The organism is Xanthomonas sp. NCPPB 3959 (assembly GCF_056675575.1).
The window spans coordinates 257365-272754 of the sequence record NZ_JBWWVR010000005.1 but is presented as its reverse complement, the minus strand read 5'-3'; the positions used below and the strand labels follow the sequence as shown (position 1 = coordinate 272754).

12 protein-coding genes and 1 pseudogene are annotated in these 15390 nt (G+C 63.8%); 10 read left to right on the top strand and 3 right to left on the bottom strand.

Going from position 1 to position 15390, the window contains the following annotated elements:
• Positions 1-568: 568 nt before the first annotated feature.
• Positions 569-965: pseudogene (locus tag AC1KVG_RS08575) on the top strand (phage integrase N-terminal SAM-like domain-containing protein); the annotation flags it as partial.
• A gap of 230 nt (positions 966-1195) precedes the next feature.
• On the opposite strand, the gene ilvD reads toward AC1KVG_RS08575, so the two are convergent.
• Entirely contained in the window at positions 1196-3034 is a 1839-nt protein-coding gene (gene ilvD, locus AC1KVG_RS08570; RefSeq protein WP_481094106.1) for a dihydroxy-acid dehydratase, read from the bottom strand.
• 294 nt (positions 3035-3328) lie between these two features.
• Between ilvD and AC1KVG_RS08565 the strand changes: the two genes are divergently transcribed.
• Positions 3329-3595, top strand: coding sequence for a YkgJ family cysteine cluster protein (locus AC1KVG_RS08565; protein ID WP_115037842.1), 267 nt, complete (start codon positions 3329-3331; stop codon positions 3593-3595).
• 46 nt (positions 3596-3641) lie between these two features.
• Here the strand turns inward: AC1KVG_RS08565 and AC1KVG_RS08560 are convergent, their stop codons facing one another.
• Positions 3642-4187 (bottom strand): gamma carbonic anhydrase family protein, encoded by a 546-nt coding sequence (locus AC1KVG_RS08560; RefSeq protein WP_481094105.1) that lies wholly within the window; start codon positions 4185-4187, stop codon positions 3642-3644.
• 536 nt (positions 4188-4723) lie between these two features.
• Here AC1KVG_RS08560 and AC1KVG_RS08555 point away from each other — a divergent pair.
• The 6 genes from AC1KVG_RS08555 (at position 4724) to AC1KVG_RS08530 (ending at position 11730) form a co-directional block, all read left to right on the top strand.
• Positions 4724-6034 (top strand): MFS transporter, encoded by a 1311-nt coding sequence (locus AC1KVG_RS08555; RefSeq protein ID WP_481094104.1) that lies wholly within the window; start codon positions 4724-4726, stop codon positions 6032-6034.
• 138 nt (positions 6035-6172) lie between these two features.
• Positions 6173-7417 carry an HD-GYP domain-containing protein gene (locus AC1KVG_RS08550; protein ID WP_481094103.1) on the top strand — a complete coding sequence of 415 codons (1245 nt, stop codon included), beginning with the start codon at positions 6173-6175 and terminating at the stop codon, positions 7415-7417.
• Between the two features lie 369 nt (positions 7418-7786).
• Positions 7787-8263 carry a MarR family winged helix-turn-helix transcriptional regulator gene (locus tag AC1KVG_RS08545; RefSeq protein ID WP_006451709.1) on the top strand — a complete coding sequence of 159 codons (477 nt, stop codon included), beginning with the start codon at positions 7787-7789 and terminating at the stop codon, positions 8261-8263.
• Positions 8264-8400: 137 nt separating this feature from the next.
• Entirely contained in the window at positions 8401-9420 is a 1020-nt protein-coding gene (locus AC1KVG_RS08540) for a SphA family protein (RefSeq protein ID WP_023902274.1), read from the top strand.
• A gap of 33 nt (positions 9421-9453) precedes the next feature.
• A complete protein-coding gene (locus AC1KVG_RS08535; RefSeq protein WP_481094102.1) occupies positions 9454-10221 on the top strand; it encodes a coniferyl-alcohol dehydrogenase in 768 nt (255 codons plus the stop codon).
• Positions 10222-10248: 27 nt separating this feature from the next.
• On the top strand, positions 10249-11730 hold the full coding sequence (locus tag AC1KVG_RS08530) for a benzaldehyde dehydrogenase (RefSeq protein ID WP_023902276.1): 1482 nt from the start codon (positions 10249-10251) through the stop codon (positions 11728-11730).
• Between the two features lie 555 nt (positions 11731-12285).
• On the opposite strand, the gene AC1KVG_RS08525 is transcribed toward AC1KVG_RS08530, so the two are convergent.
• Positions 12286-13182 carry a helix-turn-helix domain-containing protein gene (locus AC1KVG_RS08525; protein ID WP_481094101.1) on the bottom strand — a complete coding sequence of 299 codons (897 nt, stop codon included), beginning with the start codon at positions 13180-13182 and terminating at the stop codon, positions 12286-12288.
• Positions 13183-13280: 98 nt separating this feature from the next.
• On the opposite strand from AC1KVG_RS08525, the gene pobA reads away from it, so the two are divergent.
• Together pobA and AC1KVG_RS08515 are read left to right on the top strand one after the other, a co-directional pair.
• Positions 13281-14468 (top strand): 4-hydroxybenzoate 3-monooxygenase, encoded by a 1188-nt coding sequence (pobA, locus tag AC1KVG_RS08520; protein WP_481094100.1) that lies wholly within the window; start codon positions 13281-13283, stop codon positions 14466-14468.
• A 374-nt stretch (positions 14469-14842) separates the two neighbouring features.
• The gene (locus AC1KVG_RS08515) at positions 14843-15355 is read left to right on the top strand and encodes a nuclear transport factor 2 family protein (protein WP_043888863.1); all 513 of its coding nucleotides are present in this window, start codon (positions 14843-14845) and stop codon (positions 15353-15355) included.
• Positions 15356-15390 lie beyond the last annotated feature (35 nt).

The window sequence follows — 15390 nt, the reverse complement described above, 5'->3', positions numbered from 1 at the left end:
ATAGCGAGCTACAGCCTGCTTGTCCGGGGAGAGCAGGTGAGAGTGTTTCTGAAGAAGCTCAATTGATCGATCTGCCGTCATGAGGCGTAACGCTTGAATTAAACCGACCGGCGAAGCCGGTTCGGCTTGAATGAATTGTTAGAACTCAGCACGGCATCGACCACAAGCAATGCCTAACCGCATCGGTTTGGCCGGCCGCAAGTAAGGACTTTGGCGTGATCCCGTCAAGGGCGGGCACCTCGCGAGCGAGCCACGCCAAAGAGTCGCTCTGCAAATGGAAATACGTAGCCCAGGCAATGTCCTCATGGCCGCCGCAAGCCGCAATAAGCTCTGCCGCGAAGGGGCAGCCGTGAAACTCATCGTGGCAGATCGCTGCAAATGCGTTCCAGCGTGGGTCCATGAGTTCTAACTACTCTTGGACCGCCTAAAAGCGGTGTTGCGCCAAGTATCGACTAAGGCCGGAGGTCTGGGAAGGGGGAATTCCTGTTCCCTAACAATGACTTGCCGGATGGCAATCGACGGTCTTGGCGTCGATGCTGGTTGCGTTATCCGACGTTTGAGCAGGCGTATGAGTTACACCCGTGACGATGCAGCCGTAACTACGCGTCTGACCCCCAAGCTGTTGGATCAGGTCCGTGGTCGGCTGCGGCTTCGCCACTACAGCTTGCTACCTAGCAGGCGTATGTGGGCTGGATCCGACGCTTCATTCTGGCCAACGGCAAACGGCATCCAGTACAGATGCGGCGGGTAGAGGTCGAGGCGTTTCTCACCGAACTGGTGACGCGGGGCAGGTGTCGGCCGGCACGCAGAATCAGGCGCTGGCGGCACTACTGTTCCTGTATCGCGAGGTCCTGGGCATGGAGTTGCCCTGGATGGAGAATCTAGTGCGCGCCAAGCGGTCGCGGCCCATTCCGGTGGTGCTCTCGGCCGAGGAGGTCGCGCGCACCGTGCGGGGGCTGTTGGGCCACAAGGATGTGGCAACCACACAGATCTGCGCGCAGGTGCTGGGGCGCGGGGCCTCGGCGATGCGCAGCCCGATGGATGGGCTGCGCATCGGCGGTGGGTGATGTTGTCGCCAAGAAAAACCAACCCGCTGTGGTTTTTGCGGTCAGGCGTCGGTACTGAAGTGCCTCCCGCAGTCCGATGCCAGATACGATGAAGACCGCTAAAAATCCGCGGTCTTCATGGCAACGCCTCAGCCGTCCAGCATCGCCTTGTCCCGCACCGCACCCTTATCCGCACTGGTCGCCAGCAACGCGTACGCCTTCAACGCCGTGGTGACCTTGCGTGGACGTATTTCCACCGGCTTCCAGCCCTTGGCATCCTGCTCGGCGCGACGACTGGCAAGTTCCTCGTCCGAGATCAGCAGATTGATCGAGCGATTGGGAATGTCGATCAGGATCTTGTCGCCGTCGCGTACCAGGCCGATCGCGCCGCCTGCGGCGGCTTCCGGCGAGGCGTGGCCGATCGACAGGCCCGAGGTGCCGCCGGAGAAGCGGCCGTCGGTGAGCAGGGCGCATTGCTTGCCCAGGCCCTTGGATTTGAGATAGCTGGTGGGGTAGAGCATTTCCTGCATGCCGGGGCCGCCCTTGGGGCCTTCGTAGCGGATCACCACGATGTCGCCGGCTTTCACTTCGTCGGCCAGGATGCCCTTGACCGCCGAATCCTGGCTTTCGTAGACGCGGGCATTGCCTTCGAACACGTGAATGGATTCGTCAACGCCTGCGGTCTTCACCACGCAGCCGTCGCGGGCGATATTGCCGTACAGCACGGCCAGGCCGCCTTCCTGCGAGAACGCGTGCGCGACATCGCGGATGCAGCCTTCGCTGCGATCGGTATCCAGGCTGTCCCAGCGCGTGGCCTGGCTGAAGGCAATCTGCGTGGGGATGCCGGCCGGGCCGGCCTTGTAGAACGTGTGCACGGTTTCCGCGTCGGTCTGGGTGACATCCCATTGCGCGATGGCGTCGGCCAGCGTGCGTGCGTGCACGCTGGCCGCGTTGGTGTGCAGCAGGCCGCCACGTGCGAGTTCGCCGAGGATGGCCATGATGCCGCCTGCGCGATGCACGTCTTCGATGTGGTACTTCGGCGTGTTCGGCGCGACCTTGCACAGCTGCGGCACGCGCTTGGACAGGCGGTCGATATCCTGCATGCCGAACGGCACTTCGCCTTCCTGCGCGGCAGCGAGCAGATGTAGGATGGTATTGGTCGAGCCGCCCATGGCGATATCCAGGGTCATCGCATTCTCGAACGCTTCGAAGGTGGCGATGCCGCGCGGCAGGGCGGTGGGATCTTCGCCGCCGTACCAGCGATGGCACAGCTCCACCGCCACGCGTCCGGCGCGCAGAAACAGCTGCTCGCGGTCGGCGTGCGTGGCTACGACGGTGCCGTTGCCCGGCAACGACAGGCCCAGCGCTTCGGTCAGGCAGTTCATCGAGTTGGCGGTGAACATGCCCGAGCACGAGCCGCAGGTGGGGCAGGCGCTGCGTTCGAACTCGGCCACCTTTTCATCGGAGGCGCTGTCGTCGGCGGCGATGACCATTGCGTCGATCAAATCGAGTTTATGTTCGGACAACTTGGTCTTGCCGGCCTCCATCGGGCCGCCGGAGACGAACACGGTGGGGATATTGAGCCGCAGCGCGGCCATCAACATGCCGGGGGTGATCTTGTCGCAATTGGAAATGCACACCAGCGCGTCGGCGCAATGCGCGTTGACCATGTACTCGACCGAGTCGGCGATGATCTCGCGGCTGGGCAGCGAATACAGCATGCCGTCGTGGCCCATGGCGATGCCGTCGTCCACGGCGATGGTGTCGAACTCTTTGGCCACGCCGCCGACGCGCTCGATCTCGCGCGCGACAAGTTGACCAAGATCCTTCAGGTGCACATGCCCGGGCACGAACTGGGTGAACGAGTTGGCGATGGCAATGATGGGCTTGTGGAAGTCGCCATCGCGCATGCCGGTGGCGCGCCACAGTGCGCGGGCGCCGGCCATGTTGCGGCCGTGGGTGGAGGTCTTGGAGCGGTACTCGGGCATGGCGAATTCGACGGCTGATTGGCGAGCGGTGGCTGGCAATTAGAGCGCGTCGCAACTGTTGCTGCTGCAACCGTCGCGGCGCGTTCCGGTGATCTGGCACGTTAGCACGCAGCTGTTCGGCGCGGCCGTCATTGCAGCGTGCACGCTGCCGGGCGATCAGGCTGCAGTGGGCTGGTTTCAACGCAAGTGGAGTGCACGTGCAGCGCGCCCGGGTGGCGGCGTTCCGAATAGGGGGCTCGGCAAATGTGGTTTTTTGCCAGCGCCGCAACTGCGTCGCGCCGCTACACTGTGCGGATGTCTTCCACACTTTCCTGCCGCCCGGGCTGCGCTGCCTGCTGCATCGCGCCCTCGATCAGCTCGCCGATTCCCGGCATGCCCGATGGCAAGCCGGCCGGGGTGGCGTGCGTGCAGCTGGATGCGCAGCTGGGCTGCCGCTTGTTCGGCTCGCCGACGCGCCCGACGGTATGCGGCAGCCTGCGGCCATCGCTGGAGATGTGCGGCGCTTCGCGCGAACAGGCGTTGACGATGCTGACGGCCTTGGAGCGTGCGACGCAGCCTTGAACCGGAACGTCAACGCCAGGCGCGAGCCCGCCTCGCAGACCCCCAATCAATCGCCAGCCGGCACACCCAGATACTGATCCTTGAGCCGCACATAATGTTGTGCGGAGTAATGCAGGCTCTCGATCTCCTTGTCGCTAAGCGTGCGTGCCAGGCGCGCGGGATTGCCCAGCCACAGTTCGCCTTCGCCAACGACCTTACCCGGGCCGACCACCGCGCCGGCGCCAACGAATCCGTAGCGTTTGACGGTGGCGCCGTCGAGTACACAGGCGCCCATGCCGATCAGGCACAGGTCTTCGATGGTGCAGGCATGCAGGATGGTGCCGTGGCCAACGGTGACGTCTGCGCCAATCACGGTGGGATAGCCGGCCTTGTTGAACGGGCTATGGTGACTGACGTGGATGATGGTGCCGTCCTGCACGTTGGTGCGTGCGCCGATCTGCACATGATTGACGTCGCCGCGAATCACCGTGCCCGGCCAGACCGAGACGTCATCGCCCAGGCTCACCTTGCCGATGATGGTGCAGGCGGGGTCGATATAGACGCGTGCGCCCAGCTGCGGGGTGTGGTCCAGGAACGAACGAATCGGGGTCACGGCACTCTCCGGCAAATCAGCGTGCCGCCCAATGCATGCACTGCTTGCATGATAACTGGCCGTCTGCAGGTGTGCAGAACAGGCTGCGCGTGGTGGGTGTGCCGCGTGGCTGCGATCATGCACGACACGGTGGCTGCGCATCGAAGCCATCAAGGCTGCAAAGACAGAGTGGTTACGCCTTCCTTTTGTAGTGCATGCGATGCACACGACGAAGGCGTTTGATTGCAGTCACCAGCAACGAACGCGTGAGCCTCGAAACGAAGCGGCGTGCCGGCCTGTCCGATAAGCGCACACCAGTGCAGGCAGTCGTCTTGAACGCTGCCTGCGATCGGCCTAGCGTGGCCACGCACTGTTGCAGCGGTGTTGGTTTGCCACTGCATCGCAACGCGACATGTCGTCGAAACTGCCGATTCGTGTAACCGCGTCGGCTGCATCCATGGGCTCGATCTGCGCCGCAACTGTGCGGCGCCCTCGGACGACCTGCATGCAGGTCGGCGTACTGCAGCAAGCACCCTTCTCAATCACAGGATCCACGCATGCCGCATAGCGCAGCAACACCGGCAAGCTTCGTGCTGCAGCGGATGACGCCGTTTCAGTGGAGGGCGGTGGCGGTGTGCGTGCTGCTCACCATGCTCGACGGCTTCGATGTAATGGCGATGGCGTTCACCGCGCCGCATGTGTCGGCGCAGTGGCAGTTGTCGGGCAAGTTGCTCGGCGTGTTGTTCAGTGCCGGCCTGGTCGGCATGGCGGTGGGATCGTTGTTGCTGGCGCCGTTGGCCGACCGCATCGGGCGTCGCGCGATGATCCTGGTGTGCCTGGCGATATTGACCGTCGGCATGGGCGCCTCGGCGTTGGCCAGCAGCGCGTGGCAGCTCGGTGCGCTGCGTGCGTTCACCGGGATCGGGATCGGCGGCATGCTGGCCTGCGTTGCAGTGATCGCCGCCGAATACTCCACCGCACACTGGCGCAGCACCGCATTGGCGCTGCAGGCCACCGGTTATCCGATCGGCGCGACCCTGGGCGGTGCGATCGCGGCGTTGTTGCTGCAGCAGTGGTCGTGGCACGCGGTGTTCCTGCTTGGTGCGGCCGGCTCGCTGCTGTGCGTGCCGTTGGTGCTGGCCTGGCTGCCCGAATCGCTGGAATTTCTGATCGCGCGTCGCCCGCTGGGTGCGTCTGCGCGCTTCAACGCGGTGCTGGCCCGCATGGGCATGCCGCCGCGTGCCGAACTGCCATTGCCGCCGCCACAGGTGGCCGATGATGCGCAGGGCTACGCGGCCTTGTTCGTGCCTGGCTTGCGGCGCCAGTCGCTGCTGATCGCGCTGGCGTTCTTCCTGCTGATGTTCGCGTTCTACTTCGTGCTCAGCTGGACGCCGAAGCTGCTGGTGGTGGCCGGGCTGTCGGCGGAGCAGGGTGTGACCGGCGGGGTGCTGTTGAATCTGGGCGGCATTGCTGGCGGTGGGATGTTCAGCTGGCTGGCGGCGCGTGCGCGGTTGTCGCGGCTGACCGCCGGGGCGCTGCTATTGTCGGCGCTGGCCATGCTTGCGTTCGGGCTCTACAGCACGGTGTTGAGCTGGGCGTTCGTGATCGCGCTGTTGACCGGTGCGGCCATGTTTGCCGCCATTGCCGGCCTGTATGCGGTGGCGCCGGTGGTCTTCACGGCGGCGGTGCGCTCCACCGGCATGGGCTGGGCGATCGGCGTGGGCCGTTTCGGGGCGATTGCCTCGCCGCTGTGCGTGGGCGTGCTGGTGGATGCAGGGTGGTCGCCGGCCACGCTCTACCTGGCTTGCAGCCTGCCTCTGCTGCTGGCTGCAGCGGCCGTGCTGAGCATGCGTCTGCCCCCTCGCTGAACCGCTCACGCTGCGTCAGCCAGGTGCCGCTAGCGGAGTCGACCGCGCCAAAGAAATCCACTGCACTGCCGATAACTCGTCAGACCCCCCATCCCTGTGGCGGGCTCTTCCGCGGATTTCAAGCAGACCAGCGCCGGCATGCTCAGAACCATCGACTCAGATCAACTCCGCCCCGGCATGTATGTCTACAAGCTGCTGGGCGCGTGGGTGCACCACCCGTTCTGGAAGACCTCGTTTCTGGTCGACTCCGACGATGTGGACAAGATCCATGGCAGCCGCATCGAGCAGTTGGTGATCGATACCGCGCGTGGATTGGATCTGGAAACGCCGGCCGCAGCGCACACAGCACAGGATGCAGCGCCCGAACCGGAACTGCCGGAGCCATCGGAGCCGCCCAAGCCTGCATGCACCTCCCGCACCGCGCGCACCAACAGCGTCACCGCACAGGTCGGCATCGAGTCCGAAGTGGTGCGTGCCCGCAAGATCTTCGAAGACGGCCGCGACATGGTCGAGGCAATGTTCCGCGACGTGCGGCTTGGCCGCACCGTCGACACCGAGGCGGCGATGCCGCTGGTGCAGGCCATCAACGATTCGGTGCTGCGGCATCCACAGGCCCTGATCAGCGTGGCGCGGCTCAAGACTGCCGACGACTATACCTATCTGCATTCGATGGCCGTGGCCGGGCTGATGAGCGGGCTGGCGCGTCAGCTGGGGTTGCCCGAGGCGCAGGTGGTGGAGGCGGCAATGGGCGGCCTGCTGCACGACATGGGCAAGGCGGTGACGCCGCTGGATATTCTCAACAAGCCCGGCAAGCTCACCGACGAAGAGATGGACATCATGCGCCAGCACCCGATGGATGGTCATCGCCTGCTGGTGGCTGGCGGTGTGCAGAACGCGGTGGTGTTGGAGATCGCGCTGCATCATCACGAGAAGATGGACGGTACCGGTTATCCGAATCAGCTGGCGGGCGACACGATCTCGTTGATGTCGCGGATGGGTGCGGTGTGCGATGTGTACGACGCCATCAGCTCTGATCGCCCGTATAAACGGGCCTGGGATCCGGCCGAATCGCTCAAGCGCATGGCATCGTGGCAGGGGCATTTCGACCCGGCGGTATTCCAGGCGTTCGTGCGGCGGCTCGGTATTTATCCGGTCGGTTCGCTGGTGCGGCTGGAGTCGCAGAAACTGGCGGTGGTGATCGAGCAGACCCCCGATGCGCTGCTCAAGCCCAAGGTGCGCGTGTTCTATTCGGCCAAGCTGCGCAGCCACGTGCTGGTGCAGGACATCGATCTGTCGCGGCCGGACTGTCAGGACCGCATCGCGCAGATGGAAAGCCCCACCGATTGGGGCTTTCGCGATCTCGAGAAACTCTGGCTGCCATAAGCGGCTGCACCGCGTGAACACGCTGGCGAGCGCGACCATGCTGCGCTGCAGCTTGGCAATGTAGTTATGATCCATAACTATTCCGGAACGCAATCAATGCCGACCCGGATCTCATGCCCACGCCGTGCCTGGATCACCGCCGTTCCCTACGTGCTGCAGCTGCCGCACGCAGCTGCCATGCGCTGGCGCCGGCCGGCCGTTGGCCGGCTGCGCGGGTCTGCAGGCAGCAACGGGCAGCATCGGCAACGCACACGCCCGCATCGGTACCCCCGGCCACGTCTACAATGCAGCTCACGCCGCGGATCGGCGTTGCGGGCGGGGAGTGTTGCGCGCACCGGTCCGCCCGCTGCCATCGTTGCGAGAACCGTCATGTCCGTCACTGCCAATGCCGCACTGCTGCCCGATGCCGTCACCACGGTGGACCAGGCGCGCCTGCTGCGGTTGCTGGGCTACCGCATCACCCGCACCGAGCTGCTGGTGCGGCGGATGTTTCAGGACTGCGTGGCGGCGTTCGACCTCAAGCCGGTGGATTTTTCGCTGCTGATGCTGGTGGACGGCAACCCGGGCATCAACCAGCGCCAGATCGGCGATGTGCTGCACGTGTCGCCGCCCAATCTGGCGATCGTGGTGGCGCGGCTGGTCAAGCGCCGCCTGCTGCGGCAGGTGCGTGGACGCCAGGACCGCCGCATGCAGCATCTGTCGCTGACCGCTGCCGGCGTGGCCTTGCTGACCGATGCCGAAGCCGAGGTGCTGCGCATGGAACAGCAACTCAGCGCGGTGCTTGGCAGCAGCGAAGCGCCGTTGCTGCGCGCACTCGACCGGCTGGATCGTCTCGACACGCAGTGATCCGCCGCTGCCGAGCCTGCGCCCGGCAGTACCGTCCCCCCAAATTGACCATCGCACGTGCCTTGAGCGGCGCGGCGATTGCGCCTGCCTGACCGTTGCCACGTCCTATCTACCGCTGTTTCCTCCCAACGCTGGAGATGTTCGCAGTGAGTTATCTATCGGTTGTGCGCCACGTGGGTTGGCGTGGGTTACTGCAGTGCAGTGTCCTGCTCGGGGTGATGTCGCTGCTGGCAGCCGGGCCTGCGTTTGCGCAGGGCGTGCCGCAGAGTGCAACGCTGACCAATGGCATCAACACCGGCGGCACCAGCTTCTTCGACGGGTTCACGCGCACCACGCCGGGTTGGGCGGTGATCACCTATCTGCGTCAGAGTTCGCTGGATGCGATCAAGGACGCGCGCGGCAACGATGTGCCGGTGTTCGATAATCCGCGCATCGATTCCACGCTGTTGCTGACCCAGATCGCCTATGTCACGCCCTACAAACTCTTTGGCGGCGCACTGGGCATCAATACGCTGGTTCCGCTGATCAACCTGGATGCCTCGTTCGGCCGCAACAGCGTCGCCACACTGCGCGATAACGGCGCCGGCGTGGGCGATCTGACGTTCGGGCCGTATCTGCAGATGCTGCCGGTGATACGCGATGGCAGGCCGGTGTTTTCGCAGCGTTTCGAGATCGATGCCATCGCACCGATCGGCAAGTTCGATCGCGACCGCGACCTCAACCAAAGTGCAGGCTATTGGTCGGTGGTGCCGAACTACGCATTGACCTGGCTGCCGACGCCGAGCTGGGAAATCAGTGCGCGCTTGAATTACATCTACAACTTTCGCAGCGAGCGTCGTCCGAATCTGCCGCCCGGCTTCGAATTCCGCAATGGGCAGGCAGGCGATGCGGGCTGGATCAACTTCGCCACCTCCTGGGAAGTGGCACCGGATATCCATCTGGGCGTGAATGCGTATTACCTCACCCAGTTCCGCGATAACCGCACCAATGGGCAGCGCGTTGCAGACACGCGTCAAAGCGTGTTCTACGCCGGACCAGGCGGCTCATGGCGGCTGGATGCCAGCAACATCGTGTTCGCCAATCTCTATCTGCCGGTGGAAGTGAAGAACGCCGCCTCCGGCAACAACGTCAACCTGCAGTACGTCCATGTGTTCTAGTGCCGGCGTGGCCGGCCTCTTCGGAGAGTGGCAATGAATTTGCAGAACAAGACGATCGTGGTCACCGGTGTGGCCTCGGGTATCGGTGCAGAGGTCGCGCGGCTGGCGCGGTTTCATGGTGCCACCGTGATCGGCATCGACCGCACACCGGTGCAGATGACGCTGCATGGGTTTCACCAGGCCGACCTCGGCGACCCGGCCTCTATCGATGCGCTGGTGAAGGCCTTGCCGGAGCGTATCGACGCGCTGGCTAACGTGGCCGGCGTCCCCGGCACCGCACCGCTCGAGCTGGTGGCACGCGTCAACTATCTGGGACTGCGTCATCTCAGCCAGGCCTTGCTGCCGCGTATCGTGCCGGGCGGTGGCATCATCAACGTGGCCTCGATTCTGGGCGCCGAATGGCCACAGCGGTTGGACCTGCACAAGCAACTTGCCGCCACCGACAGCTTTGCTGCCGGCAGCGCGTGGTTGGCGGAACATCCGGTCGCACACGACACTTGCTACCAGTACTTCAAGGAAGCGTTGATCGTGTGGACGTTGCTGCAATCGCGGCCCTGGTTTGCCGAGCGTGGGGTGCGCGTCAACAACGTCTCGCCTGGGCCGGTGTTCACGCCGATCCTGGGCGACTTTGCCGCCATGCTCGGCGAAGAGCGCGTCAAGGAAGATGCCAAGCGCATGACTCGCCCGGCGTATGCCGATGAAGTGGCCGAGGCCATCGTGTTTCTTGCGTCCGATGCCGCGCGCTGGATCAACGGCATCACGCTGCCGGTTGATGGCGGGCTGGCGTCGACCACTCTGTAACTCCACCCCACAGCAGGAGGCTAGACCATGAATGCTCTCCCCAACGTTGCAGTATCCGCGCCCACCACCCCGGCGTGGCACGGCTGCATTTTCAATGGCGATTGGGTGCCCGGCAACGGCGGCACCTTGCAGATCTACGAGCCTGCCACCGGCAACCTATTGCATGAAGTGAGCAAGGCCGATCTGTCCGATGTTGCAGCTGCGGTGGCGCAAGCCAAACATGCGCAGCGTGCGTGGGCCGCCACTGCGCCGCGTGAGCGCGCTGCGATATTTCACCGTGCCGCGCAGCTGATGGAAGCGCGCAGTGCAGAAGCCGCGCTGCTGATTGCGCGCGAAACCGGCGGCATCCTGCCCAAGGCACAGCGCGAAGTGAATGAGTCGGTGGTGTTCTATCAGCAGGCTGCAGCGCTGCCGCTGCAGGCCGTGGGCCAGGTACTGCCGACTGGTGCCGGTCAGCTAAGCCTAGCGCGGCATCTGCCGTTGGGCGTGATTGCGGTGATTTCGCCGTTCAACTTCCCGTTGATCCTGTCGCTGCGTTCGGTCGCACCGGCGCTGGCAATGGGCAATGCGGTAGTGCTCAAGCCCGATCCGCGCACGCCGTATACCGGCGGCGTGATCATCGCGCAGGTGCTGGAAGAAGCCGGTCTGCCAAAGGGCTTGCTGCATGTGCTGCATGGCGATGCGCAGATCGGTCAGGCGCTGGTCGAATCGCCGGATGTGCCGATGATCGCCTTCACCGGTTCCACCGCTGCCGGCCGACGCATCGGCGAGATTGCAGGGCGGCACTTGAAGAAGGTCGCGCTGGAACTTGGCGGCAACAACGCAGTGATCGTGCTCGACGACGCCGATCTGGACAAGGCCGCATCGGCAATCGCGTTTGGCGCCTACATGCATCAAGGCCAGATCTGCATGGCCACCGGCCGGGTGCTGGTACAACGCAGTGTGGCCGAGGCATTGACGCAGCGGCTGGCCGAAAAAGCCCGTCATCTTCCCGTTGGCGATCCGGTCAGCGGCACCGTGGCGCTGGGCCCGATCATCGACCAACGCCAGCTGCAACGTGTGATCGACATCGTGCGCGACAGCGTTGCTGCCGGTGCGGTGGTCGAAGCCGGCGCGACAAACGAAGGCCTGTTCTATGCGCCGACCGTATTGTCCAACGTGCGTCCGGGCATGCGCGCATTCGACGAAGAGGTGTTCGGCCCGGTGATCAACATCACCGTGTTCGATACCGACGACGAAGCGGCGGAACTGGCCAACTACGGCGAGTATGGGTTGGCTGCAGGCATCATGTCGGCATCGGTGTCGCGTGCGATGAATTTGGGCGAGCAACTGTACATCGGCTCGCTGCATATCAACGACCAGACGGTGGTGGACGAAGTCATCAATCCGTTCGGCGGCACCGGTGCGTCGGGCAATGGCACCAGTGTCGGCGGCCCGGCCGATTGGGAGCAGTACACGCATTGGCAGTGGCTGACGATCAAGAACACGGTGCCGCAGTACCCGTTCTGATCAGAGTAATGCAGCCGAATGGGGTTGCTGACGAAACCTCTCTAACGCTGCATTGATGGTTGCAGCGTATTGGTTTCACCCGACTTTCGTTGTTTGGCTGTATCCCTGGCGTCGTCTTTGATGCAGCCGAAAGCCTGGTTAGTCGAGCGCGCGGTGCCCTCACCGCTCGCGGGACACGCCGCAAGTACGTCCATGTAGGCTCGGTGGCGGCATCCATGCCGCCACACGGTCCCGCAATCGGTGAGGACACCGCACCAGAGAATTTGCTGGCTGTTTTATTGAAAACCATGCACACCGACCATCTTGACTGGTCCTTGCCCGCCCACCGTCGCGGGACCTTACGCGGCATGGATGCCGCGTAAGAGCCTACATGGACGTACTTGCGGCGTGTCCCGCGATGGTGGGCGGGCAAGGACCCTGCAGCCAACCCGCAGATCAGCCGCCCTGGCAACTTAGCTATCCATGCTCTGCAATCACTTCAAGACGTGTACGGGAATTAAGTAATAGCCGGCTGCGCCCAACTAGCGGTAAGCGCAGTAGTTTTGTTAGCCGCTCTTAATCGCCAGCACGGAAGCGCGTAGGCGAGCAGCCGGTGTGGCGGGCGAAGTAACGACTGAAATACGCAGCGTCGAAAAATCCAAGGCTGGCGGCGATCTGTTGCACGCTCAGGCTGGTGTAGCGCAGGCTGCGGCGTGCTTCCAGCATGATCCGGCGCTGCAGCAGGTGTAATGCCGAGGCACCTGCCAGTCGCTGGCACAGCGCGTTGAGATGGCCCGGGGTCAGTCCCAATTGATCGGCGTAGCGGGAGATCGGCCAATGCGCGCGATAGTGCTGGTCGATCAGGGCCTGGTAGCCACGTAGATGGCGCAAAGCCGGATCGGCCTGCGGGCTTACCGCAGCTGCATCTTGTGCGCGTTCCAGTGCAGTGCGCGCCGTCCAGATCAACAGCTGCGCCGCAGCCGCCTGCAACGCGGCCTCGTGGCCGATGCGCTGGCGCGCGTGATCGTCGGCAATGGTGGCGAACAACACGTCGAGCAATCCGCGTGCTTGATTGACCTGCAGCACCAAAGGCGCCGCCAATGCGCGCTGCAGCAGTGGTGTGGCACTGAGTGCACTGCGTACCAACGGCATGCATAAGGTGATGATGTGCCCGCGCACCTGTGGATCGAATCCGAAGCCGTGCACGCATAACGGTGGCAACCACACTACGGTTGCGCCGCGCACGCGTTGGCTGCGGCCATCCAGCTGCAGCGTTGCAGGCCCGCGCTGCACGTAGAGCAGCTGCGCCAGGTCTTCGTGGCGGTGCGGCACGATATGCCAATCGTGCAATCGGCTACGTGCGGCGATCGACTCCCAGTGCAATAACTCCGGCGCGTCGGCATCGTGCTCGCCGTACAGACCGAAGGCGGGAACGTGGGTGGCTGCAGCAAGATCGGGTGCGCGTGTCGGCATCGTCGAAAAGTCCAAGCACTGCACGCAATCATCCCTTCAAAGCGCACGCTTGGCTACCGACACTGGCCTGCATCAGCCCGCTGAGGCAGGAGCATTGCATGCGAACCCAGATTGCGATCATCGGCGCAGGTCCCTCCGGGCTGTTGCTTGGCGAGCTGTTGCTGCGTGCCGGTATCGATACCGTCATTATCGAACGGCAGACACCGGAGCACGTGCTCGGCCGCATTCGCGCCGGCGTGCTGGAGCAGGGCAGTGTGGAGCTGCTGCAGCGCGCAGGTGTCGGCGAGCGCCTGCAGCGCGAAGGCTTGCTGCATCACGGCTTCGAACTGTCGCTGGATGGTCAGCGTGAGCGCATCGACCTGCTGCGCGGCTGCGGGCGTGGCGTCACCGTCTACGGCCAGACCGAGGTTACCGCCGATCTGATGCAGGCACGTGCGCGTAGCACTGCGCCGACCTATTACAACGCCCAGGACGTCACCCTGTGCGAGGTACAAAGCAATGCGCCCGCAGTGGAATTCACCCATGATGGCCAACGCCAGCGTATCGCCTGCGACTACATCGTTGGCTGCGACGGCTTCCATGGCATCAGCCGCGCCAGCATTCCGCCTGAGCGACTGCGCCTGTTCGAGCGCGTATATCCGTTCGGATGGCTGGGCGTGCTTGCCGACACACCGCCAGTGCACGATGAGCTGATCTACGCACGTCACCCACGTGGGTTTGCGTTGTGTTCGATGCGCTCGCCCACACGCACGCGCTATTACGTGCAGGTGCCTGCCGATGCGCGTGTTGAGGCCTGGAGCGACCAGGCATTCTGGAATGAATTGCGCGCGCGGCTGCCAGACACCTTGGCTACGCAACTGGTGACCGGCCCATCGATCGAAAAGAGCATTGCGCCGTTGCGCAGTTTTGTCGCCGAACCGATGCAGTACGGTCGTCTGTTTCTGGCCGGCGACGCGGCGCATATCGTGCCGCCGACCGGCGCGAAGGGCTTGAACCTGGCGCTGGCCGATGTCGGCCTGCTCGCACAGTTGTTCGAACGCTGGAACACATCCGGCGATGCCGGCGTGCTGCAGCAGTATTCGGCGCTCGCGCTGCAACGGGTCTGGAAGGCCGAGCGGTTTTCATGGTGGATGACCACCTTGCTGCACACCTTCGACCACGAAGATGCATTTACTGCGCGCATCCGCACAGCCGAGCTGGATTATCTTCTGAGCAGCGAGGCCGGTCGCGCCACGGTGGCAGAAAACTATGCCGGCCTGCCGTTGGTGGAGTTGCCTGACGAGTGATCTGACCAGGGCGGTTGACCCAGCGCTGCGCTGCCGTCAGGCAAGTATTCTTGCTGCTCGGAATGGGCACGGATTCGTGCGTTGTGCGGTTTGCGCGCCACTCGAGCTCACACATCGGAGCGCTCCTGGCATGCATTCACCATGCTTGGTAACACGACACGCGTCACGTTAAGAGGTGATTTTTTTCTCACCACCCATTTCAGAGGTGCCCTGGTGCACTTTCAGGCGGCTAGCGGGCGAGCGAACGCGGCCGTTAGGCTGGCGGCGACGCGTAGAAATCGCTGTGTGCAAGGGCGCGTCATTCCCCCAATCAGCGGAGCATCGTGCTGCTGCCTGCAGCGAGCGCAGTGCCCGTCTCCACCCAGGAGTGCTCCATGAAAACCCTGTTCTCCCGTGCCCTGTTACTGGTCATGCTGGTGGCGCCCGTGGCTGCGTTCGCGCAGACCGCAGTGACAGCCAATCCCAACCACCAGAAGATGCTGGTCGGTTCCACCTGGTTCGAAACCGCCAACAAGCGCCTGGTCTACGATTTCTGGCGCACCGTGTTCGAAGCCGGTCAGGTGCAGTACGCGCCGATGTACATGGACAAGAACTACATTCAGCACAACCCGAATGTGGCCAACGGGCGCGACGCCTTCATTGCATTTCTGACCGCCTTCGTGCCGCCGACGCCGGTGCAGGAACGCGTGCAGTTGCCGCTGGTCGCGATCACCGCAGATCGCGATCTGGTCACGCTGGTGTCGGTGCGCACGCTGCCGGATCCGCGCGATCCGAGCAAGACCTACACCACCACCTGGTTCGACATGTTCCGCATCGAAAAAGGCCTGATCAAGGAACATTGGGATCCGGACACGATTGCCGGCCGTGCCAACACCGGCGGCCAGTAAGTGCTGCGGCATTGCAGGGCTGCAGCGTGCAGCCC